The organism is Streptomyces sp. NPDC048196 (assembly GCF_040652715.1).
Classification (GTDB): Bacteria; Actinomycetota; Actinomycetes; order Streptomycetales; family Streptomycetaceae; genus Streptomyces; species Streptomyces siderophoricus.
Window position 1 is genome coordinate 50,628 of record NZ_JBEZMM010000016.1, and the last position, 23,705, is coordinate 74,332.

At 70.2% G+C, this 23,705-nt stretch carries 15 protein-coding genes and 1 pseudogene; 12 read left to right on the forward strand and 4 right to left on the reverse strand.

Going from position 1 to position 23,705, the window contains the following annotated elements:
• Nucleotides 1-248 precede the first annotated feature (248 nt).
• A pseudogene (locus tag AB0E02_RS18250) lies at nucleotides 249-401 on the forward strand (ATP-binding protein); the annotation flags it as partial.
• Here AB0E02_RS18250 and AB0E02_RS18255 read toward each other — a convergent pair.
• The gene (locus AB0E02_RS18255; RefSeq protein ID WP_362140651.1) at nucleotides 386-2,032 is read right to left on the reverse strand and encodes a glycoside hydrolase family 18 protein; all 1,647 of its coding nucleotides are present in this window, start codon (nucleotides 2,030-2,032) and stop codon (nucleotides 386-388) included. The pseudogene AB0E02_RS18250 and the gene AB0E02_RS18255 overlap by 16 nt on opposite strands.
• Before the next feature lie 508 nt (nucleotides 2,033-2,540).
• Between AB0E02_RS18255 and AB0E02_RS18260 the strand changes: the two genes are divergently transcribed.
• The 9 genes from AB0E02_RS18260 (at nucleotide 2,541) to AB0E02_RS18300 (ending at nucleotide 16,666) form a co-directional block, all read left to right on the forward strand.
• On the forward strand, nucleotides 2,541-2,999 hold the full coding sequence (locus tag AB0E02_RS18260) for an SseB family protein (RefSeq protein WP_362140489.1): 459 nt from the start codon (nucleotides 2,541-2,543) through the stop codon (nucleotides 2,997-2,999).
• Complete coding sequence (locus AB0E02_RS18265; protein ID WP_362140492.1) at nucleotides 2,990-3,655, forward strand: hypothetical protein; 666 nt, start codon at nucleotides 2,990-2,992, stop codon at nucleotides 3,653-3,655. The genes AB0E02_RS18260 and AB0E02_RS18265 overlap by 10 nt, the downstream gene beginning before the upstream one ends.
• A complete protein-coding gene (locus AB0E02_RS18270; RefSeq protein WP_362140495.1) occupies nucleotides 3,652-8,412 on the forward strand; it encodes a putative T7SS-secreted protein in 4,761 nt (1,586 codons plus the stop codon). The genes AB0E02_RS18265 and AB0E02_RS18270 overlap by 4 nt, the downstream gene beginning before the upstream one ends.
• A gap of 113 nt (nucleotides 8,413-8,525) precedes the next feature.
• Entirely contained in the window at nucleotides 8,526-8,876 is a 351-nt protein-coding gene (locus AB0E02_RS18275) for a barstar family protein (protein WP_362140498.1), read from the forward strand.
• Nucleotides 8,877-9,383: 507 nt separating this feature from the next.
• A complete protein-coding gene (locus AB0E02_RS18280) occupies nucleotides 9,384-11,663 on the forward strand; it encodes an MMPL family transporter (protein ID WP_362140500.1) in 2,280 nt (759 codons plus the stop codon).
• 72 nt (nucleotides 11,664-11,735) lie between these two features.
• Nucleotides 11,736-12,392 (forward strand): hypothetical protein, encoded by a 657-nt coding sequence (locus AB0E02_RS18285; RefSeq protein WP_362140503.1) that lies wholly within the window; start codon nucleotides 11,736-11,738, stop codon nucleotides 12,390-12,392.
• A 285-nt stretch (nucleotides 12,393-12,677) separates the two neighbouring features.
• Nucleotides 12,678-12,884: a hypothetical protein gene (locus AB0E02_RS18290; protein ID WP_362140506.1), complete on the forward strand. Its 207-nt coding sequence runs from the start codon at nucleotides 12,678-12,680 to the stop codon at nucleotides 12,882-12,884.
• Between the two features lie 124 nt (nucleotides 12,885-13,008).
• Nucleotides 13,009-16,095 (forward strand): AAA family ATPase, encoded by a 3,087-nt coding sequence (locus AB0E02_RS18295; protein ID WP_362140654.1) that lies wholly within the window; start codon nucleotides 13,009-13,011, stop codon nucleotides 16,093-16,095.
• A gap of 109 nt (nucleotides 16,096-16,204) precedes the next feature.
• Nucleotides 16,205-16,666 carry a hypothetical protein gene (locus tag AB0E02_RS18300; RefSeq protein WP_362140509.1) on the forward strand — a complete coding sequence of 154 codons (462 nt, stop codon included), beginning with the start codon at nucleotides 16,205-16,207 and terminating at the stop codon, nucleotides 16,664-16,666.
• Here AB0E02_RS18300 and AB0E02_RS18305 read toward each other — a convergent pair.
• From AB0E02_RS18305 to AB0E02_RS18315, 3 genes are all read right to left on the reverse strand, one after another.
• Entirely contained in the window at nucleotides 16,659-16,838 is a 180-nt protein-coding gene (locus AB0E02_RS18305) for a DUF6191 domain-containing protein (RefSeq protein ID WP_362140512.1), read from the reverse strand. The two genes, AB0E02_RS18300 and AB0E02_RS18305, sit on opposite strands and share 8 nt — an antisense overlap.
• Before the next feature lie 86 nt (nucleotides 16,839-16,924).
• On the reverse strand, nucleotides 16,925-18,109 hold the full coding sequence (locus tag AB0E02_RS18310) for a PQQ-dependent sugar dehydrogenase (protein WP_362140514.1): 1,185 nt from the start codon (nucleotides 18,107-18,109) through the stop codon (nucleotides 16,925-16,927).
• Nucleotides 18,110-18,261: 152 nt separating this feature from the next.
• Entirely contained in the window at nucleotides 18,262-19,293 is a 1,032-nt protein-coding gene (locus AB0E02_RS18315) for an aldo/keto reductase (protein WP_362140517.1), read from the reverse strand.
• Nucleotides 19,294-19,382: 89 nt separating this feature from the next.
• Between AB0E02_RS18315 and AB0E02_RS18320 the strand changes: the two genes are divergently transcribed.
• Complete coding sequence (locus tag AB0E02_RS18320; RefSeq protein WP_362140520.1) at nucleotides 19,383-20,345, forward strand: 2-hydroxyacid dehydrogenase; 963 nt, start codon at nucleotides 19,383-19,385, stop codon at nucleotides 20,343-20,345.
• A 323-nt stretch (nucleotides 20,346-20,668) separates the two neighbouring features.
• The gene (locus AB0E02_RS18325; RefSeq protein WP_362140657.1) at nucleotides 20,669-23,566 is read left to right on the forward strand and encodes an EAL domain-containing protein; all 2,898 of its coding nucleotides are present in this window, start codon (nucleotides 20,669-20,671) and stop codon (nucleotides 23,564-23,566) included.
• Nucleotides 23,567-23,705: the final 139 nt, after the last annotated feature.

Genomic DNA, 23,705 nt, shown 5'->3' on the forward strand with positions numbered 1-23,705 from the left:
CGCGGTACGTCGCGCCTCGGCAACCAACTGCACATCGGGCGCTGTTCAGCGGACCACACGCGGTCGGTGGGCGCTGCTCAGCGAGCTATTGTCTACAGGACTGTAGACGATAGCCGACGCACCTCACGCACGGCGGTGGCGGGTGGCCTGCCACGTACCCCGCTTCCCGGCCCGGGTGCTCCCGCGCGGTCGGCGCACAGCGCTCCCCGCCCACCGCGCCGTCGGGCGTACCGGCGGCCGCCGTCACCGGCGAGGCGGAGGCCGGGCGGGGGCTGCTGCTCGTGGCCGCGCTCGCCGACGCGTGGGGCATCGGCGAGCGCGTACCGGGGAAGGTCGTGTGGTGCGACTTCCGCCGTGACGGTGGCGGTGAGGAGGACAGTGCGGGCTACGGGAGACCGTGAACGTGCGGCCCGACCGCGTTCGACCACGCATTGCCGCTCGCCGCGTCCCAGTTCGTGGACCAGGTCATGGCGCCCCGTACGCCCGGATACGTACGGGACGGCTTGAACGAGCCGCAGCCCGTGCCCTTGGTGAGGCAGTCCAGGGCGGCGTTGACGACGCTCGGGGCGACGTACCCGCTGCCCGCGCCCCGCGTGGAGGCGGGCAGGCCCAGGCCCACCTGGGACGGGTCGAGGCCGCCTTCGAGCTGGATGCAGGCCAGCGCGGTCAGGAAGTCCACGCTCCCCTGGGAGTACACCTTTCCGTCGCATCCCAACATCGAACCGCTGTTGTAGTACTGCATGTTGACGACGGTGAGGATGTCCTTCACGTTCAGCGCCGTACGGAAATAGCTGCCGGACGTCGACTGCATGTCGATCGTCTGCGGCGCCATGGTGAGCACGAGCTTCCCGCCCGCCTTCTGGGACAGCGAGCGCAGGGCCTGGCTCATATAGGTCGGGTTGAGGCCGTTTTCGAGGTCGATGTCGACGCCGTCGAAGCCGTATTGCTGCATCAGCGCGTAGACGCTGTCGGCGAAATTGGCGGCCGAGGCGGAATCGTTGACGGAGACCGTGCCCTTCTCGCCGCCGACGGAGATGATGACGGACTTGCCGGCCGCCTGCTTGGCCTTGATGTCGGCCTTGAACTGATCGACGGTGTAGCCGCCGAGACCGGCCGAGTCGAGGTTGAAGGTGACCGCACCCGGCGTGGTCGTGGCATCGGCGAAGGCGACCGCGATGATGTCGTACTGGTTCGGTACGTCGCTGATCTTCTGGACCGTCGCGCCGTTGTTGAAGTTCTGCCAGTAGCCGGTGATCGCGTGCTTGGGGACGGAGGGGTCGGTTCCGCCGCCTGAGGGGGAGGTCGTCGCGGTGACCTCGGTCGAACGGGCCGACTCCCCGGCGGCGTTGGTGGCGGTGACCTGGAAGCGGTAGGTGGTGGAGGGGGAGAGTCCGGTCACCGTCGCCGAACTTCCGCTCACCGTCCGGTCCTTGGTGCCGTCCCGGTAGACGGTGTAGTTGGTGGCCCCGGAGACCGGGGCCCATGACAGGGCGACCGATGACGACGTCACGGATCCCGCCGCCAAGCCCCCGGGCGCCGCCGGAACCTGGGGCCCGGGATCGGTACCGCCCCCGCCGTCCGGCCCCAGCACGCTGAAGTCGTCGGCGTAGTAGGCCGGTTGCCCGTACCAGCCATGGGTGTACACGGTGACGGAGGTCGTGCTCGGGCCCGTGGTGAAGCTGGTGACGAGCTGCTGCCACCCGGTGGCCGACGGCGTCCAGGTCGACACGTCCGTGGTACCGGTGCCCGACGCACCCAGGTACACGTACGAGCCCTGGACGTACGTGCTGAGCCGGTACGTCGAGTTGGGCTTGACGGCGACGGTTTGCCAGCAGTTGGCGTTGTCCGAGGCGGTGGGGGTCGCCTTGAGTGCGGCGCTGCCGCCGTGCACGGGCGAATTGACGGCGGTCCCGCTCCCCGCCGAACAGGTCCAGCTGCTCAACCCCGACTCATAGCCGGCGTTCTTGACGACGTTGACGTCTGCGGCGGAAGCGGCGTCTGCGGCGGCCGCGGCCGGGGTGGCCGCCGTCATGCCGGCGGCCACGGCGGCCACGCTGGCGAGAACCGCCACCACGGCCGTGCGCAGACGTCTGTGGCGCGAGGATCTGACGCGGGTTCTGCTCCATGAACGTGCTGCAGTGCGAGGCATACCTGTCTCCTGTGCCGAAGGGGGAAACCCGAGGACTGCACGAGACGGTGGCCACCGCTGACGAGGGCCGTTCCCGACCCTGCGCACAGAATGGTTCAGACCAATGCCCCGGTCAAGGGGTGCGACGCGGGTGGCCGGACCGGCAGGGAGCGGCTGCGGGCGGCGCGGAGGGGGCGGGGTCGATTACAGGGGTGGCGGCCAGTATTTGCGAGCGAATCCCCACCTCGCCCAAACGGCAAGGTAATTGAAGCCGCAAGGAATGGCGGGTCGGTTTCCCTCGGTCCGACCTTTCCCCGGCATCCCAGCCCGCGTCTCGGCCCCCGTTGTCCGTGCCGTATGCGAAAGTGTGTAGGGCAGTTGAGCAGGGAAACGGGGGAGGGCTCGGTCCGTTATGTCTTTGATCGGTGAGGTGGCGGCGATTCATGCCGGTCAACCAGATCCGGCCGCGCTAGTGGGGGAATTCCGGCGCACGCATGTCTTGATTCCGACGGTCAACGACACGCTTCTCTCCACGGAGTTGGGCGGCATCCGCTGGCTGTACGTCTTCACCGACGAGGAGGCGCTGGCGTGCTTCGCGCTGGGACGTGGCGCGGAGCCCGGCGACGAGTGGCAGTACCTGACCGTCTCCGGCGCTCGCGTCCTTGACGTGCTGATTCCCGCCATCGAGGGCCCTACAGGGGTGGCCCTGGACGCGGGCAGCGAACAGGGTGCGCTCTTCCCGCCGGTGACCGGAATCGTGCCCGACCGAGTGGCCATTGACGCCACGCCCGCACCGGGTGGCGGCACATCTGACCGCACATCTGACGGCATATCGGATGTTTCGCGCGAGGGGGAGCGTAAATGGGCCTGATGAGCGGAGACGGCTACCAACTCGAACCGGAGGCATTCGAGCAGCTCACCAAGGGCATCAGGGCCGCAACGTCCGAACTGAAAGAGCTCGGCTTCGATGTGGAGGCCCAACTGGGCCGCGGTTTCGGCCGATTGTCCCTGGACAACATGGAATGCGGCGATGACGGGCTGGCCGCCGTTCTGGACTCCTTCTGCGACCGCTGGGGCTGGGGCGTACGCACCCTGATGCAGGACGCCAACGAATTCTCCAAGAAGCTGGGTATCACGGCTGGGCTTTACTACGAGCAGGAGCAGTACTTCTCGGACGCCATGAAGCAGACCGTGAACGCGGCGATGGGTGACCCGGACCTGACCCCGGAGCAGTTGCACAAGCGGTCCTGGGACAAGGTCATCGGTGACAACCCGATCTCCCAGGTCGCCAACGCCGACTTCGACCCGAACTCCGAGGCGTCGAGGAAGTCGCGTAAGGAGATGCTGCAGGCGGGCGACCAGTTGCTCCAGGACGCGCATTCGGTCCCCGACCGCATCAAGAACGGCGGGGAGGACGTGGAGGTCACCACGGGCTTCTACGAGGCGGGGAAGCCGCACGGGCAGCAGGGGCAGCAGGGGCAGCAGGGGCAGCAACAGCAGCAGGGCCAGGGGGACAACGACAAGTGAGCATCTTCGGTGATGCCATCGACGCGGTCGGTGAGGGCGCGAGCAAGATCACGGGCGCCATCGAGCGCGGCGCGGGGGAGGTGGTCGAGAAGGGCGCCGAGCTGACCGGCGACGCGTTGGAGACGGTCGGTCTGGACGACGCGGCGCACGCGGTCCGTAGTGGTGGCGCGAAACTCGCCGGCGCCCTTGGTGCCCACGTCGACGAACGCCAGCTCGGCGAGACCGACGACCCCAAGGAGCTCATCCACGGCGACCCCGGCAAGATCGCCGAAACCGCGTCCCACCTCAAGGACTTCTCCGCCGCCTTCGACCGCGTGGCGAACGGCATGCGCAAGCTCGGCTCGGGCCAGCACTGGAGCGGCAAGGCCGCCGACGCCTTCCGCGAGGCGTTCGACATGCACCCCAAGCAGTGGATGCATGCCGCCGACGCCTGCGACGACGCCTCCAAGGCCCTGACGTCGTACGTGGAGACGGTGATCTGGGCGCAAGGCAAAGCCGCCGACGCGATCGAGAAGTACCACAACGCCCAGGAGGCCACCCGGCGTTCCTTCGAGGCGTACAAGGCGAAGGTCGACAGATTCAACGCCCAGGCCGACGCCTACAACGCCGCCGTCGACCAGGGCCAGGACCCCGGCCCGATGCCGCAGGAGCCGACGGTCGAGGCCGACCCGGGAGCCGAGGGCCGCGAGGCGGCGCAGGACATGCTCAAGGAGGCCCGCAGCCAGCGCAACGAAGCGGCCGAGCGAGCCCGCAACACCATCAAGGCCGCCCTGGCCCACGCACCCGAGAAGCCCTCCCTGACCCAACTCGCGGGCGCGGCCCTCAAGGACGGCAGCGAGGCGCTCGTCCTTGAACACCTGCACATGGCCGGCGGTGCCCTGAAGGCCGGCGCCGACACCCTCAAGCTCGGCCGCAAGATAAACCCGCTGGACCCCTACAACGTCACCCACCCCTTCCAGTTCATGGACAACACCGCCATGACCCTCATGGGCCTGGCCCAGGCGCCCCTCCACCCGGTGGAGACGGCCAAGGGGATGCTGGGCTCGGGCTGGGGCAGCGACCCCTTCGATGCCTACGGTTCCCTGCTGGTGAACGCCATCGGGGGGAAAGGCGCAGGAGGGCTCGGCAAGAGCATGGCCAAGGCGGGCGCGAAGGAGGCCGCCGAGAACGCGGCCCGCACCGCGGCCAAAGAAGGCGGCAAGCGCACCGTCCGGGACCGTCTACGTACGGCATGGTGCAAGACCTTTGGCAGCGACCCCATCGACATGGCCACCGGCCGGATGCACCTGCCGCAAACCGACATCACCCTCCCCGGCAGCCTCCCGCTCACCTTCACCCGCACCTTCGAGTCGTCCTACCGCACCGGCCGCTGGTTCGGCCCGACCTGGATGTCCACGGTCGACCAGCGCCTGGAGATCGACTCCGAGGGCGTCATCCTCATCGGCGAAGAGGGCAACTTCCTCCTCTACCCCCACCCGGCAGTCGGCGTCCCCACCCGCCCGCTAGAGGGCGACGGCGCGCCGCTAGAACTCACCCCCGACGGCGACTACTTGCTTGTCGACCCGGTGACGGGCCTACGCCGCTACTTCACCACCTACACCGACAACCTCGCCGTCCTCGACGAGATCTCCGACCGCCACGGCAACCACCACACCTTCGACTACACCGAAGACGGCACCCCGCTCGCGCTCACCCACAGCGCCGGCTACCGCCTTCTCCTCACCACGGACGAAGGCCGCATCACCGCCCTCCACCTGGCCGGTGCCGCTCCCGACGGCAGCGACCAACTCCTCGTCACGTACGGCTACGACGAGCTCGGCAACCTCACCACCGTCACCAAGTCCACCCACCTCCCCCTCCGCTTCACCTACGACGACGCCGGCCGCATCACCTCCTGGACCGACACCAACAACAGCAGCTACCACTACGTCTACGACGACGCCGACCGCTGCATCACCCAGGGCGGCATCGAAGGCCACCTCCGCGGCGACTTCACCTGGGGCGACCCCGACCCGGAAACCGGCCTGCGCACCAACCACCACCGCAACTCCCTCGGCCAGGTCACCACCTACCAGGTCAACGACCACCACCACATCGTCGCCACTACGGACCCCACCGGTGCCACCACCCGCACGGTGCGGGATGCGGCCCACCGCATCCTGTCGACCACGGACCCGCTGGGCCGCACCACGCACATCGACTACGACGATGCGGGCCGCCCGGTAACCGTCACTCTCCCCGACGGCTCCACGTCCACCACCACTTACGACGCCAACGGCAATCCGGTGTCGGTCACCGGGCCGGACGGCGCCACCTGGACCCACGCTTACGACGCCACCGGCAACCGAACAGCGTCAACGGACCCCACCGGTGCCACCACCACCTACACCCACGACATCCGCGGCAACCTCGCCTCCGTCACGGACGCCCTCGGCAACACCACCCACCTCTACTGCAACGCAGCCGGCCTGCCTCTCTCCGTCACCGACCCCCTCGGCGCGGTGACCCACTACCGCCGCGACGCCTTCGGCCGCACCACCTCCATCACGGACCCGTTGGGCGAAACGACCCACATGCTCTGGTCCGTCGAAGGAAAGCTGGTGGCCCGAATAGACCCCACCGGCGCCACCGAGGAATGGACCTACGACGGCGAGGGCAACCGCGCCTCCCACACCGACCCCATCGGCCAGACGACCACCTACGAATACGGCCACTTCGACCTCCTGGTGGCCCGCACCGACCCCGACGGCGTCCGCCACGAGTTCACCCACGACACCGAACTCCGCCTCACCCAGGTCACCAACCCCCAGGGCCTGACCTGGAACTACGCCTACGACGCAGCAGGCCGCCTGACATCGGAGTCGGACTTCGACAACCGGGTGCTCACCTACACCCACGACCCCGCCGGTCAGCTCACCACCCGAACCAACACCCTCGGCGAGGTCACCACCTACACCCGAGACACCCTCGGCCGCATCACGCACAAGGACGCCGCGGGCCTCCTCACCACCTACACCCACGACGCCTCCGGCAACCTCCAGCAGGCCACCAACCCCGACGCGACGGTCACCTACACCCGCGACATCCTGGGCCGCGTCACCGCCGAATCCGTCAACGGCCGCACCATGACGTTCACCTACGACGCCCTGGGCCGCCGCACCAGCCGCACCACCCCCACCGGTCACACCACCACCTACACCTACGACGCCGCCGGCAACCGCACCGCCATGGACATCGCCGGCCACGTCCTCACCTTCGACCACGACGCCGCCGGCCAAGAACTCACCCGCACCATCGGCGACAACTTCACCCTCTCCCACACCTGGGACCCCACCGGCCGCCTCACTTCCCAGTCCCTCACCACAGCCGGAACCGGCACCTCCCAAACCCCCCACACCGCCGCCGCAGAGGTGGAACAGGTCCTCTCCCGCTCCTACACCTACCGCCCCGACGGCCACCTCACCGCGATCGACGACTCCCACACCGGCCGCCGCACCTTCGACCTCGACCGCGCCGGCCGCGTCACCGCCGTCCACGCCACCGACTGGACCGAGACCTACGCCTACGACGCCGCCGGCAACCAAACCCACGCCACCTGGCCCGACCGCCACCCCAACCCCTCAGCCCGAGGCGAAAGGTCCTACCAGGGCACCAACATCATCCGCGCGGGCCGCATCCGCTACGAACATGACGAACTGGGGCGGGTCACCCTCCGCCAGAAGACGCGCGTCTCCCGGAAACCGGATACGTGGCGTTACACCTGGAACGTCGAAGACCAGCTCGAGTCAGTCATCACCCCGAATGGCAGTGTTTGGAACTACTGGTATGACCCGCTCGGTCGTCGGATAGCTAAGCAGCGAAGTTCTCCAGAGAAGTGTGTTCAGGAAACCGTGGAATTTTCCTGGGACGGCACAAATCTCGCCGAACAAACCACGAGAGTAATTGGTTCCCGTGCTTTCGTCACGCTTAGCTGGGATCACGAAGCCCTACGCCCTGTCAGTCAGACCGAGCGGAAGATGTCAGTCGATGGAGCTCAGGGAGAGCTCGATCGCCGCTTTTTCTCAATTATTGTCGATATTGTTGGCGCCCCCACTGAGCTTGTTGATGAGTCCGGCAGCGCGGCTTGGCGGTCCCGCATGAGTCTTTGGGGTAGTGCTACCTGGGCACGTACGAGTATCGCCTGCACCCCCTTGAGATTTCCTGGTCAATACTTCGACCCTGAAACATCCCTCTTTTACAACCTTCATCGTATATATGATCCTACGACGGCCCGCTATATTACTCCCGACCCCGTTGGCCTCAGTGCTGCACCCAATGCCGTCACATACGTTCCTAACCCTCATATGTACGTTGACCCTCTTGGATTGTCTGGGTGTACGGTACCTAAGCCGGGAACTCACCTAGGTGATCCAAGTAAGCTGGGGGGCTGGGTTCCCGCAAAAGTCCCCGAGGAGGCTATGGAGGCCATTAGTGACGTAAAGAAGTACGGGCGTGACGCTACAGGCTGGGGAGCGCAGTGGCATGGGCCGAATCTAAGCATGGAGACATTCCACAATACGGGAAGGAATGGTGCGCATATGCTTCCCTCGGTCACCCCTTCGGGGGAGCCTATACGCTACAGCGAATATGGAGCCCCTGCGGCGCGAGACAATCCTAAGCCTGGCGGAGAAAGGATTGTCTTTGGGAGTGACGGATCCATCTACTACTCGCCTACTCATTATCAGACCTATATTGTTGTGGAGAGTCCAAATTGGTGAACGCGGGAGACTCCTGGTTTCAGGTCAGGCCGTGGCTTCATTTGGTAACCCCAGAATCGGGGGTCGCTGTGAGGGAGATTCTCCCGTTGCCGGGTACCACGTTCGCGGCATGGATGAACGGCGGCGACATGGGGGACTCAGACGCACTGTTTGAACAATTTTGGAACGGTTTCAAGTTGCCCGATTACTTCGGATGGAATTTTCCTGCCTTGAATGACTGTCTTCGTGATTTGCGATGGCTGTCTGCGGATCAGTACCTCCTCCTGATTGGAGATGCGGGAAAGATCCTCTCTGAAGATTTTGAAGCAAAAATCGAATTTTTTCGCGTACTGCTGCGGGTTGGCGAGAAGTGGGGGATTGTGAAGGCTGCTGAGAATGTTGAAAGGCCTAGGTTTCGAGTGATCCTTGAATGTGGCGAGCGGGAATTCGCAGGCGTGCGCTCAGCCTTTCACGAAGTGATTTAGTTGCGAGCGCATATCAATTTTTGAGGAATGTTGGTTAGCTCTGCGGGCTGTCGGGGCGCGTAACCCAGCCGATGCGAGCGTGAACTGATGAGAAAATGACGGTCTATGATCTACCGGCATTAGGTCTCGTACCGGTAGAGTGCTTGTTGCAGGGGTGTTTGACTTACACGAAGCTTGGCTTTGCCTTGCATGGGGAGCGACGGGGGAAGCTTTAGCTGTCGCGGCCCGATTGTGGAAGCGGTTTTTCAGGCGTCCTCACAAGTGGCTCGGAGCGGCCGGGCTCGAAGAGGCGGGCCGTGAAAGTGCCGGGTCGGGCTCGCATCCAATGGTCATCTGTGAGGAGCCCCACAAACACCTCAAACGATCTTTTCCGGGTGTCACTCTGCTCTGATGGGGCCCGGTGGCGTGCCAAACAGGCGCGTGGAGGCTCTACGTCCCCGTTCATCGCGCTCGGCACCACCCGTACCCGGGAGATTTCGACGCACAACCCGGGAAGCGATCAACGTCGTGACCGCTCTGGCTCGGTGGTGTCTCAGGCGCCGCATCGTGGTGATCGTTCTTTGGCTTGCCGTGTTTGTGGGCGTGGGTGTGGCCGCGGGGGTGTGTGGGACCGCGTACTCCACTGACTACGAGGTGCCGGGGACCGAGTCCGGGCGGGCGACCGCGCTGATGGAGAAGGCGTTCCCTGGAGAGACCGGCGACAGCGACACCATCGTGTGGCACACCGATCACGGCACCGTGCGGGCCGGTGCGGTGGAGAAGACCATGCGGCAGACCCTGGAGAGGGTCGACGGGTTGCCCGGGGTCGCGGAGGTGCACGGTCCGTACGGCAAGGCCGCCCGGGAAGCGCACGGGTCCCGCGGCGCGCGGCAGATCAGTGGGGATGGGCGGACCGCCTACGCCGCGCTCGTGTTCGCGCGGTCGACCGATGATCTGGACGCCGGGCAGGTCCGGAAGGTCGTCGAGGTCGCCCGGTCCGCTGCCGGCAACGGCCTTCAGGTGGAGCTCGGCGGGGCCGGGATCGCGGTGACCGAGGCGCCGAGGGCCCAGTTGCCGGAGCTCATCGGGCTCGGGGCGGCGGCCGTGGTGCTGTTCCTCGCGTTCGGGTCCCTGGCGGCGACCGCCCTGCCCATCGTCACCGCGGTGGCCGCCGTGGGCACCGCCTCGGCCGGGATCGCGTTGCTCAGTCATGCCATGATCGTGGCCGACTTCGCGCCGATGCTCGGGAGCCTGATCGGGCTCGGGGTGGGGATCGATTACGCGTTGTTCATCGTGACGCGGCATCGGAAGGGGTTGAGGGCCGGACTGCCGGTCCGAGAAGCCGCTGAGCGGGCTGTGGCGTCGTCCGGGCGGGCGGTGGTGTTCGCCGGGGCGACCGTGTGTATCGCGTTGCTCGGCATGCTCATCCTGCGGCTCAGCTTCCTGAACGGGGTGGCGTTGGCTGCCTCGCTCACCGTCGTGCTGACCGTGGCCGCGTCCGTGACCCTGTTGCCGGCCCTGCTGGGGCTGATCGGGATGCGGGCGCTCGGGCGGCGGGAGCGGCGGAGGCTGGCCGGGGAAGGGGTACGGGACGAGCGGCGCGCCGGGATCGCCGCCCGGTGGTCCGGGTTCGTCGAGCGGCACCCCAAGCTGCTGGGCACGGTCGCGGCCGCCGTCATGCTCACCCTCGCGCTGCCCACGTTCGGACTCCATCTCGGGACCTCCGACCAGGGCAACAATCCGGCCACCTCGACGACCCGTAAGGCGTACGACCTGATGGCGCGGGGAGGGTCTGGTGACGGGCCCGGGGGTGGCTTCGGGCCAGGAGCCAATGGGCCATTGACGCTGGTCGGCACGCTCGACGGCGCCAAGGACCGGATCGCGTTCGACACGCTGCCGCGGCAGCTGCGCGGCATCCCCGGGGTGGCGCAGGTCAGCGGGCCGGAATTCGACGGGAGCCGCAGCACCGGGGTGCTGACCGTCGTCCCGGACAGTTCGCCGCAGTCCCGGCAGACCTCCGACCTGGTGGAACGGCTGCGGACCGAGGTGCTGCCGACGGCCGAGCGCGGCACCACGATGCGGGTGGCGGTCGGCGGGGTCACTGCCGGCTACGACGACTTCGCGTCCGTGATCGTCGGCAAGTTGCCGCTGTTCATCGGCGTCGTCATCGCGCTCGGGTCGGTGCTGTTGCTGCTCGCCTTCCGGTCGCTTGCGGTGCCGCTCAAGGCCGCGCTGATGAACGTGGCCGCGGTCGCCGCGTCGTTCGGGGTCGTGGTTGCGATCTTCCAGTGGGGGTGGGGGAGCGAGCAGCTGGGGCTGGGCAGCGCGGGGCCGATCGAGCCGTTCCTGCCGGTGATCATGGTGTCGGTGCTCTTCGGGCTGTCCATGGACTACCAGGTGTTCCTGGTGTCGCGGATGTACGAGGAGTGGCAGCTGACCGGGGACAACCGCCGGGCCGTGCGGGTGGGCCTGGCGGAGACCAGCCGGGTGATCAACTCGGCGGCGGTCATCATGATCGCGGTGTTCGCGGCCTTCGTGCTGAGCGGCGACCGGACGATCGCGATGTTCGGGATCGGGTTGGCCTCCGCCGTCGCCCTGGACGCGTTCGTGCTGCGTACGCTGCTGGTGCCGGCACTGATGCACATGCTGGGCGGCGCCAACTGGTGGCTGCCGTCCTGGCTGGCGCGGTGGCTGCCGCGGATCAGCATCGAACCACCTGTGGGGCAGGAGGGCGAGATGCCCGAGTTGTTCGACATGTCGGGCCCGCCCGGTCCCCGGGACGGCGACCGGCCGCTGGTGGGGGCGTAGGGGAGGCCCTCGGCCTGCCCGCCCGCCGCCGTTCTCATCTCGTTCTCAGACGCGGCACCTACGGTCGCGCCCATGGGTACGACCAGGACGACCGACACGACCGACACGACCGCCACGACCGCCACGACCGATACGAGCGCCACGACCGCCACCGCCGAGAAGCGAATCGACGACGAGACCGTGCCGGCGCAGGCCGTCGCCACGGAGGGAGGGACGGACGCCGAGGCGGCCCCGGAGGACGCGACGGCCGCCGATGAGGCGACTGCGGACAGGGCCGCGCACGAGGCCGAGGACACCGAGCCGGCCGACGAGGATGTCGACGCTGCCGCTCCGCCCGCCACCGGCATCGCCGCCGGTGCCGGTGCGGTCGTCGCCGCCGGGCTCGGCCTCGCCTCCGTCACCGGCACCTGGCTCGGCACGCTGATGGCCGAGCGGCAGACGTTGATGGGGCAGATCAACCTCCAGGCCGGTAAGGCCACCGACCAGATCTCCGCCATGTACGGCACCCCCTGGCACACGACCGCCCTGGTCAACGGCGTCTTCGCGGTGCTGGCTGCACTGGTCGCCGCGGTGGTGCTGACCCGGCCGCGCGCCGCCACCTGGGTGCGGGCCGTCGCCTGGGGCGGGCTGGCCCTCGGGGTGCTCGGGCTGCTGATCTCCGCGGGCATGTACCTCGACCTGTTCGCGAGCATGCCCACAATTCCCAAGGGCACCCGACCCGGCGCCTGAGGCCCGGCCGGCTGTCCGGCACCGCTAAGGCCCCTGTGCCTTAGGCACCCGCCCCGGTGTCTAAGGCACAGGGGCCTTAGCGCTGTCCGGGGTAGGGACGGGTGGTGCCCTGCGCGCCGCCCGTACGCCGTTTCCCGGGCGCGGGCCGTATTTCCTAAGCACCCCCGCGCCCGAAGATCGGGCAGTCTCCCGATGTGGCGGGGCCCCCTTGGAGACGAGGCTTGAGCACGTCAACGAGCCCGCACCACCGGGGCTCAACCGGCCCACACCACAAGGGAGAACGAGATGCACAGCTTCGAACTGGAGCTCCGGGTCCGTCAGGACGAGCTGCGCCGCGAGGCCGCCCGGCAGCGTCTGGCGCGCGAGGCGATCGAGGGGCGCCGGGCCGCGCGTGCGGCCGCCGCCCACTCCGGGAGCGACGAACCCGAGGGGCGGGTGAGTAGCAGCCGGACCTGGGCCCGCCGGTGGCGGGTACGCCGTGCCGCCGCCTGAGCCGGCCGGGCGGGGCGGGTACGCCGTGCCACTGCTGGAGTCGGCCGGCACCCGGCCCCCCTCCGCCCCACCCGCCGTCCAGCACCTGATCACACCCCCTGCCGCAATGTCGGACCCCTGTGCGATGCTCAAGCGCGTGGAGACCAGGTCCGTCAGTCCCGTGTTCGTCGGTCGAGCGCCCGAGCTCGCCGCGCTCGATGACGCGCTCGCCCGCGTCGCGGCGTCCGGCGAGCCGCAGGCCCTGCTGATCGGGGGCGAGGCCGGGGTCGGAAAGACCCGGCTGATCGAGGAGTTCGGCGAGGCCGCGCGAGCCCGGGGCGCGCTGGTCGCGCTCGGCGGCTGTATCGAGATCGGCTCGGAGGGGCTGCCCTTCGCGCCGTTCTCCGCGATCCTGCGCACCCTCAACTGGCATCTGCGGGACGAGCTCGCCGCCGCGGTCGCCGGTCAGGAGGGCGAACTCTCCCGCATCCTGCCCGAATTGGGAGAAACGCCCGGCGAGAATCACGGGGAGGAGATCGGCCGGGCCCGGCTCTTCGAGCTGACCGCCCGCCTCCTGGAGCGCCTCGCCGCGGAGCGCACCCTCGTCATCGTCATCGAGGACCTCCACTGGGCCGACCGCTCCACCCGCGAACTCCTCGCCTACCTCCTGCGGGCGCTGCACGACGCCGGCGTCCTGCTGGTGGCGACGTACCGCTCCGACGACATCCACCGCCGCCACCCGTTGCGCCCGTTCCTCGCCGAGATCGACCGGATGCGCACGGTCCGGCGGGTCGAGCTGGACCGCTTCAACCGCGAGGAGGTCCGCTCCCAGCTCGCCGGCATCAACGGCAGCGCACCTGAGGAGGACACCCTCGACCGGGTCTTCAAGCGCTCGGAGGGCAACGCCTTCTTCGTCGAGGAGCTGGCCCGCAGCCTCACCGACGGCTGTCTGCACGGCCTCAGCGACCCGCTGCGCGATCTGCTGCTGGTGCGCGTCGAGGCGCTGCCCGAGGACGCCCAGCGGGTGGTCCGTACGGCCGCCGAGGGCGGCTCCACGGTCGAACACGAACTCCTCTCCGCCGTCTGCCAGATGCCCGAGGACGACCTCATCGAGGCGCTGCGGGCCGCCGTCGGCAGCAACACCCTCGTCCCCACCGACGACGGCACGGGCTACCGCTTCCGGCACGCCCTGGTCCGCGAGGCCGTCGTCGACGACCTGCTGCCCGGCGAGCGCACCCGCCTCAACCGCCGCTACGCCCAGGCCCTGGAGGCCAACCCCTCCCTGGTCCGCGCCGATGCCTGCGCGACCCGGCTGGCCAGCTACTGGTACAAGGCCCATGACGCCGCCAAGGCGCTGCCCGCCGTCCTCGCCGCCTCCGTGCAGGCCCGCCGCCGCCATGCCTACGCCGAGCAACTGCGGCTGCTGGACCGGGCCCTGGAGCTGTGGGACGACGCCCCGCCCGAGGTCCGTCAGGGAGTGCGCCCGGTGGACTACGCCGAGGCGTACCCGGCCTGCGGCTGCGACGACGATTCGCTGCGCTTCCTGGACCTGCTCGCCGAGATCGCGGTGGCCGCCCGGCTGTCCGGCGACAGCGAACGCGCCTTCACGATCACCAAGCGCGCCCTGCGCTCCCTCCGCGAGGAGAACGACCCCCTGCGCACGGCATGGTTCCTGGTGCAGCGTTCCCGGCTCTGCCAGGGCACCGGCCGCGGCAACGGCTGGGAGGACCTCGGCCGGGCCCAGGAGCTGATGCGCGGCCTGCCGCCGTCGTCCGTGCACGCCGAGGTGACGGCCGCCGTCGCCAGCTGGGCGGTGCTGCACGAACCGGGCCCGGGCACCTTCGCCACCGCCGAACGCGCCGTGGAACTCGCCCAGTTGGTCGGCGACGAAGAGGCCGAGCTGAATTCCCGGCTGACCCTGGCCGGGCTGCGGACCGACTCCGGCGAGGTCGACGAGGGCCTCGCCGACCTCCGGGCCGCCCTCGACCGCGCCGTCGACCGCGGCTACTTCACCGCCATCGGCCGCGGCCACGTCAACCTCCCCTCCTTCCTGGAGGGCGTCGGCCGCTCCCGGGAGGCCGTAGAGGTCACCGAGCAGGGCATCGAACTCACCACCCGCTACGGCCTCAAGGACAAGGCCTGCTGGGTGATGGCCAACCGCGCCGAATCGCTCCAGTCGCTGGGCCGCTGGGAAGAGGCGCTCCAGGCCGCGGCCGACTCCCGCCGGCTCGCCCAGAACGCCCGCTCGATCGCCCTGGCCGCCAACCGCCGCACGGACCTCGCCCTCGGCACGGGCGACTTCGACGTCGCCGAGCGCGAACTGGCCCTCGCCCGCGAGTACTACGGCACCCACGACCCCCAGCCGCAGCACGCCATCCCGCTCGCCCAGCACGCCCTGCGGATCGCCGCCCACCAGGGCCGCATCCTGGACGCCCGGGCCATCCTCACCGAAACCCTGGACGCCGGACTGCCGCCCGGTATCCAGCGCTACGCCTGGCCCCTGCTGTGGTGGGCCACCGCCGCCGAATCGGACGCCCGCGGACTGCCGGCCGCCGGGCCCGGCCGGGCCGCCGTCCTCGCCCGCATCCGCGACGCCGCCAAGAAGCTGGCCCGCGCCTGCCCGATATGGGAGGCGTACGCGATCGCCGTCGAGGCCGAACTCCGCCGCGCCGAGGGCCGCGAGACCCCCGACCACTGGGCGGCGGCGGTCGCCGCCCTCAAGCCGCTGGAGCGCCCGTACGAGCTCGCCCGGGCCTGCTACCGCTGGGCGGAGTCACTGCTGCACGGCACCGAGCGGGCCACCGCCGGGCTGGACGGCCGCACCCCGCGTGAGGCCGCCGTCCTGCTGCTCGGCCAGGCGCACACCGCCGCCACGGCCATGGGCGCCCGCCCGCTCGCCGAAGAACTCGCCCTGCTCGCCCAGCGCGCCCGCATCCCGCTGCCCGGCCTGATACCGGCGGCGGACACAGCGGCCGCCGGCGCCGGGCACGGGGCACCCGCCGACCCCGCGCCCGCCGAATCCCTCGGCCTGACCCCGCGCGAACGCGACGTCCTGCGCCTGGTCGCCGAGGGCCGCAGCAACCGCCAGATAGCCGACGCGCTGTTCATCTCGCCCAAGACGGCCAGCGTCCATGTCTCCAACATCCTCGCCAAGCTGGGCGTCTCCGGCCGCGGCGAGGCCGGCGCGGTGGCCCACCGGCTGCGCCTGTTCGGCGAGCCGGCGGCGTCCTGACCCGCCCGGCAGCCGTGCCGGGCCCCTCGGCACGGGCCCGGAGCCCCCGCTGGGATACTCCGGGTGCGGATGCCGGCAGGCGGCGGCGCGTTCGGGATACGGGGACGGTATGAGGAAGTCACGCGCCGTGCTGCGGCGGGGGCTTGTGTTCGGGCTGCGGGCCGGGGCGATCCCGTCGGGCGTCTGCGCCGTGTTGTGGGCGGTCACCATGGTGATGCGGTACCTCTACGGCTCGGGTGGCAGCACGCTGGAGGACCCGGCACTGGCCGCGGTCGCCGTGCTGGGCTCGCTCGCCGTGGGCGCCCTGATCGGCGCGGCCATCGGTCTGCTACTGGCCTACGCCCCGCTCCGGCTGGTCGCCTCCGGGCCGCTGCGGGCGCTGGTGTGCTTCGTGCTCGGCGGCACGCTCTCCTCCGGAGAGGTCGTGGTGATGACCGAGGCGACCGACGGCGGCTACGGGCCGATCTTCGTGGCCCTGCTCGCCATGCCGGTGGTCGGTGCGGTCGCCGCGGCCCGCAGCCGGGACATCGCCGCGGCCCGGATCGGCGCCGCGGGCAGGCCCCTCACGTAGCGCGGTCGCCGCCCCGTCCCGTCCGGATGACGACGGTCCCCGAGGAAAGGTCTATCGGGCCCTTCCCCGGGTCGCCGTCACCGATGTCGTCGACGACCAGCGACATCTTCTGCCGCTCCTCGTCGGTGTGCTTACGGCCCGGCGCGAACAGTTCTTCCACGATGTTGAACACGGTGCCTGTCCCCTCTTCGGTGTGACGCGCACCCGTCCCCTGCCACCCGAGTCTAGGCAGGACACGCGAAAAGGGGACCAGAAGGATCAGCTCACCTTGAGGCGGAGAATCCGGTCATCTCCCTTACGGGGCGTGCCGCGGCCATCGGTGTTGCTGGTGACCAGCCACAACGTGCCGTCACCGGCCGCCACCACGGTCCGCAGCCGCCCGTAGGTGCCCTTGAGGAACGCCTGCGGGGCCGCCACCGGCTTCGTCCCGTTCAGCGGGATGCGCCACAGCCGCTCACCGCGCAGCGACGCCATCCAGATGGAGCCCTTGGCGTAGGCGATGCCACTGGGCGAGGCGTCGTCGGTCTTCCACACCTCGACCGGATCGACGTAATCCGGGCCGCCCTGGCCGGACTTGGCCTTGCCCTCGATCTCCGGCCAGCCGTAGTTCTTCCCCGGCTCGATGAGATTGAGCTCGTCCCAGGCGTGCTGCCCGAACTCCGAGGCCCACAGCCGGTGGTCGGAATCCCACGCCAGCCCCTGCACATTGCGGTGGCCGTAGTCGTACACCACCGAATCGGCCGAGGGGTTGCCGTGCGCCGGCTCGCCGTCCGGCGTCATCCGCAGGATTTTGCCGCCCAGCGAGCTCTTGTCCTGCGCCAGCCCGGTGTCGCCGGTCTCGCCGGTGCCGGCGTAGAGCATCTTGTCCGGGCCGAACGCGATCCGCCCGCCGTTGTGGATCTCGCCCTTGGGGATGCCCCGCAGGGTCGTGTCGGGCGCGCCCAGCTGGTCGCCCGGCGGGCGCTTGTCGTCGTAGATCATGCGGGCGATCCGGTTGTCGGACGCGGTGGTGAAGTACGCGTAGACCTGGTGGTCGGTGCCGAAGTCCGAGGACACCGCGAGGCCGAGCAGCCCGCCCTCACCGCCCGGGGCCACGCCCGGCACCGAACCCAGCTCGGTGGTCTTCCCGCTGTCCACGGCGATCCGGACGATCTTGCCGGTGTCCCGCGAGCCCACGAGCAGGTCCCCGCCCGGCAGCACCGCCACGCCCCACGGGGACTTCAGCCCGGTGGTCAGCGTCTTCGTCACCTTCACCGAGCCCTTGGCGGGCGGCGCGACGGGTGACGGGGTGGCGCCCGGCGAGGTGGCGCGGGCCGAGGCGCCGGGACTCTTCGCCGTGGCGGGGGCACCCCCGCCGGGGGGCTGCGCGCCACCGTTCGAACAGCCCGCTGCCAGAAGCAGCGAAGCGGCGGCCAACACGGCGGTCTGGGAACGGCGTTGCACGGCAGGGGTCCTCTCGTCGTCCGGGCGAGCACAAGAACACCACATCGGGCCGCCGGACGCGGCGAACCGGCCCGTACCCGTACGCCCGGCGGACCGGCCCGTACGCCCGGTGGACCGCCCCGTACGCCCGGCGGACCGGGCCTGCCGGCGGGCTACCAGGACTGCCGGGCCGGCGGCAGCGCGGCGATCTCCGCCAGGTCCTCGCGGCCGAGCACCAGAGCGGCCGCCTTGGCGTTCTGCGCGGCCCAGCGCTCCTTCTTCGTACCGGGCACGGGGACGACATGCCGGCCCTGGGCCAGCACCCACGCCAGGGCCACCTGCCCCGGCGTCGCGCCGTACCGGGCACCGACCCGCCGTAGCCCGGCCACCAGCGGCTGGTTGGCGGCCATCATCTCGGCCGTGAAGCGCGGATGGCGGGCCCGCAGGTCCTCCCGTTCGAAGCCCTGCCCCGGAGTGAGCGTGCCGGTCAGATAGCCGTTGCCCAGCGGCATCGCCGCCAGGAAGCCCACCCCCCGCGACTCGCACCACGGCAGCAGCGCCTCCAGCGCCTGGCGCGACCACACCGACAGCTCGGCCTGCACACTGCTGACCGGGAACACCTGCTGGATGCGCTCCAGTTGGGCCAGCGTGCCGTCGTACGTCCGGGACCGCGGCCGGGCCCCGGCCGGCCGCCGCTCCGCACGGACCGCACGCGGCTGCCGCACCGCCCGCGCGCCCACCGCGCACAGCCCCAGCGACCGCACCTTCCCGGCCGCGACCAGCTCCGCCATCGCCCCCCAGGTCTCCTCGACGGGCACCTCGGGGTCGGCCCGGTGCAGCTGGTAGAGGTCGATCCGGTCCGTCTGCAGCCGGCGCAGCGAGGCGTCACAGGCGCGTTTGACGTAACCGGGCCGCCCGTTGGCGACGATGTGCTGCTCGCCCACGAGCAGCCCGACCTTGGTCGAGACGAACGCGTCCTGGCGGCGCTCCTTCAAAGCCCGTCCCACCAACAGCTCGTTGGTGAACGGTCCGTACATGTCGGCGGTGTCCAGCAGGCTGCAACCACGGTCCAGCGCGGTGTGCACGGCCCGCAGGGACCCCTCCCCGTTGCGCTGCGACTCGGTGTACCCCCAGCTCATCGGCATACAGCCGAGACCCACGGCGCCCACTTCCAGAGCCGCCGCACCGATTGTCCTGCGCTCCACCTGGTTGTGCCTCCGTCCCCTCGCCCCCGATCAAGGGCACGGACCAAACTAACGTCTGAGCAGAACATCCCTTCGCATAGCCTCGGGCCATGGCAACCGCAGACCAGCGCACCGAACCGAACGACGTCTGGCTCCCGATCCCGCCCGACGAGATCGAGGGCCTGCCCGGCGGCCTCCACTACGTCCACTGGGACGCCGGCCCCGAGTACCCGGCCGATCCGGCCCGGTGCGTCTTCTACGCCGTCCCCTACATGAAGGGCGCGGAGGTCAGCCTGCGGCCGCTGGCCCGCATGAGCCGGGTGCGGGTGGTGCAGACCCTCACCGCCGGTATCGAGCACATGCTGCCCGGGCTGCCGCAGATGCCGGCCGGGGCCCAGCTGTGCAACGCCCGCGGACTGCACGACGCCAGCACCGCCGAACTCGCGCTCACCCTGATACTGGCGGCGCTGCGCGACGTCCCCGGCTTCGTCCGGGCCCAGGACGCGGGGGAGTGGCGGCCGGGCTTCCGGCCCGCCCTCGCCGACAAGTCGGTCCTCATTGTGGGCTATGGTTCGATCGGCAGTGCCATCGAGGACCGGCTCACGCCTTTCGAATGTGCGCGGGTGGTGCGCGTCGCACGCACCGCGCGTGACACTGTGCGCGGCCCCGTGCACCCACTCTCCGACCTGTCCGCCCTCCTGCCCGACGCGGACGTCGTCGTCCTCGCCACTCCGCTCACCGACGAGACGCGTGGCCTGGTCGGACGCGATTTCCTGGCGCGGATGAAGGAGGGCGCACTCCTCGTGAACATCGCGCGCGGGGCCGTCGTCGACACCGAGGCACTGCTCGCCGAGCTCGAATCCGGACGGCTGTGCGCGGCGCTCGACGTCACCGATCCGGAACCCCTGCCCGCCGGGCATCCGCTGTGGCACGCTCCGGGCGTGCTCATCACTCCACACGTCGGTGGTCCCAGCTCTGCCTTCCTGCCCCGCGCGAAGCGGCTGCTGCGGGACCAGTTGGCGCTTTTCGCGGCCGGCGAACCCCTGCGGAACGTCGTCGCGACCGCCGACTGAAACGGGGCGCGGATGGCGCTACGGGGCCGTACGACTGCGGTGGGTATTCACCACCCCGCACGCCGTCACGCTCCGTAGATACCCTATGTCGCTGAGTGACGGAACTGGTGTATCGTCCGAGCGGGGACGGCGCCGGGACAGCCGCGGCGCGATGCAAGATCCGGAACGCAAGGGGGGCGACGGGCGATGTACGGACGATGGACGATCCGCGAGAGGCGGGATCCACGAGCGCCCGCGGGGACGCGGCGGGGCCACCGGCCGCCCCGCGCGAGGCGCCGTCCGGCGCGGGACCACGGGAGAGTGCGGTGAGCGCCCCCGGGGCGATGCTCTCCAGGCCACCGACGCCGGCCGGCGGTCCACCGAGCCCGGTGCCGCAGGTCGTCCTGGCCGTGGTCTGCGGCGGCTACGCCCTCGGAGCCGCCTTCGGCTGGGGATCCACCGAAGTCGCCCTGTTCATGGGGGACTTCGGACTCAGCTTCGCGGCCCTGGTCGCGGCCGTCTCCTGCGGTCTGTACGCCCGCCGGCGCCGCAGCCGGCTCCGGCCGGCCTGGATGCTGTTCGCCGCCTCCTCGGGAATGGCCGGCATCGGCAACGGCGTATGGGGCTGGTACGAGGTCATCCTGGGCACGACCGTGCCCAGCCCCTCGCCGGCCGACTTCTGCTTCCTGCTGTTCGCGCCACCGGCCATCGTCGGCCTGCTGGTGCTCGCCAAGCGCCCGGTGAGCCGGGCCGGCTGGGTCTGCCTGGGCCTGGACTCCTGGCTGATCGCCGGCTCGCTGCTCACCCTCTCCTGGAGCCTCGCACTCGCGCACACCGCCCACTTCCAGGGCCGCAGCGTGGCGCAGAGCGCCCTGTCACTGGCCTATCCACTGCTGGACATCGTGCTCGTCAGCATGGTCCTGGTCCTGCACTTCCGGCGTTCCTCGGTGCACCGCTCGGCCGTCAACACCGCCATCGCCGCGCTCGCGCTCACGGTGCTGTGCGACGCCCTGTTCAGCTCCCCGCTGCTGCGCGAGCACTACCGCTCCGGGCAGATCCTGGACGCCGGGTGGTTCGCCGGTTCGATGCTGCTCGCGTATGCGCCCTGGGTCGCCCGCCGGGCCGAGGAGGAGGAGCCGGACGAGGCGGCCGAGCCCGCCGCCGTCCGCGTCCCGCACGGCAGCCGTCCGCTCGCCGGCTCGCTCGCCGCGCTCACCCCGTACCTCGCCGCCGCCGTCTGCACCCTGGGCATCCTCACCAACGTTCTCGACGGGCGGCGGATCGACCGCGTGGTGCTCTTCACCGGCTGCACGGTCGTGCTCGCCCTGGTCGTCCGCCAGGGCATCATGCTGCTCGACAACATCACCCTGACCCATGAACTCGCCCAGAAGGAGAACCACTTCCGCTCCCTGGTGCAGGGCTCCAGCGACGTCATCATGATTGCCGCGCCGTCCGGCGTGCTGCGCTACGTCAGCCCGGCCGCCGCCGGCGTCTACGGCCGCGACGCGGAGGAACTGATCGGTTCCGAACTCGCCACGCTGATCCACCCCGAGGACCTCGGACGGGTGGTGCACGAGGTCCGCCGGTTCCTCGCCGCCGATCCGCAGGACGAGCCGACCACCCGCATCGAATGCCGCTTCCGGGCCGGCGGCCAGCGCTCCGGCGTCGACGGCTGGCTGAACGTCGAGTCCACGGTCAACCGCCACCACGGCGGCCTGATCTTCAACTCCCGCGACGTCACCGAACGCGTCCGGCTCCAGGCTCAGCTCCAGCACAACGCCTCGCACGACACGCTCACCGACCTGCCCAACCGCGCGCTGTTCACCGAACGCGTCACCCAGGCCGTCACCGGCCGGCGGGCCAGCGACCACGACACCGCCGTGCTCTACATCGACCTCGACGGCTTCAAGCAGGTCAACGACACCATCGGCCACCAGGCCGGCGACGAACTGCTGATCCAGGCCGCCCGCCGGCTCGCCGAATCGGTTCGCGCCGGCGACATAGCGGCCCGGCTGGGCGGCGACGAGTTCGCCGCGCTGATCACCGGCGACGGCACCCGCGACCGCGCGGCCCGCGAGTTCCGCATCCACGAGATCGCCGACCGGCTGCGCATCAAGCTCTCCGAGCCGTACCGCATCGACGGCCGGGACGTCCGCGTGGCGGCCAGCATCGGCGTCGCCTTCGCCGAACCGGGCGTCACCCCCGCCGGTCTGCTCCGCAACGCCGACCTCGCCATGTACCGCGCCAAGCAGGCCGGCAAGGGCCGGGTCGAGCTCTACGCCCCCCAGATGCAGGACGAGGTCGCGCACCGCGCCGAGCTCGCCTCCAAACTCCGTACGGCCCTCGACGAAGGCGAGTTCGCGCTGCTGCACCAGCCCGTCGTCGACCTGGCCACCGGGCGGGTCACCGCGGTCGCCGCGCACGCCCGCTGGCGCTCGGCCGAGGGCATCCTGTTCACCCCCGCCGAATTCCTCCGGGTCGGCGACCGCGGCCGGTACACCGACGACGGCGACCGCGCAGCGGAACTCGACCGCTGGCAGCTGGAGGAGGCCGTCCGGCAGGCCGCCGCGCGCCACCGCGCCGGCCACCAGATCCCGGTCGCGGTCCGGCTCTCCGCCCGCCGGCTGCTCGACCGCGCGCTGTCCCCCAAGGGCGTCGAAGCACTCCTCACCCGGCACGGCCTGCCCGCCCGGGAGCTCGTCCTGGAACTGTCCGAAAGCGACTCCCGGATCGCGCTGGACGACCTGGAGCGCCGGCTGGTCGCGCTGCGCCGGCTCGGCGTACGGATCGCCCTCGACGGCTTCGGCAGCGGGTACGCCGCGATCACCGCACTGCGCCGGCTGCCCGTCGACGTCCTGCGGCTGGACCGCGGCCTGGTCGACGGCGTGGTGGAGTCCTCCCGGCTGCACAAGATCACTGCCGGGCTGCTGCGGATCGCCGGCGACCTGGGCATGCAGACCGTCGCGGACGGCGTCGACCTGCCCGAACAGGTCCTGGCGTTGCGCTCCATGGGCTGCACGCACGGCATGGGCCTGGCCTTCTCCGGCCCGCTCGACGAACACCGGCTGCGCCGGGCACTCACCCGTACCGGCTACCCCGTTCCCGACCACCCGGGCCAGGGGCGCGCGGTGGTGCTCAGCGGCAGCGGAGTGCCGGCCCGACGTGGGGGTCTGGCCGGTCCGGAGACCATGGCGCATCCCCCATTGCGCTCAAATAGTGAGACCTCCGTCCCACCCACTTGACACTCGGTGCACGAGAGGGGGAGGGTCAGTGCCATGCGCACCCGAATTCTCGTACTTGGAAAGCGCGTCGGCTGAAGCTGGGCCCCAACGCCGCCCGGCAGACCGCACCGACGCGCTCCCCTCGCTTGCCACTCGGCAC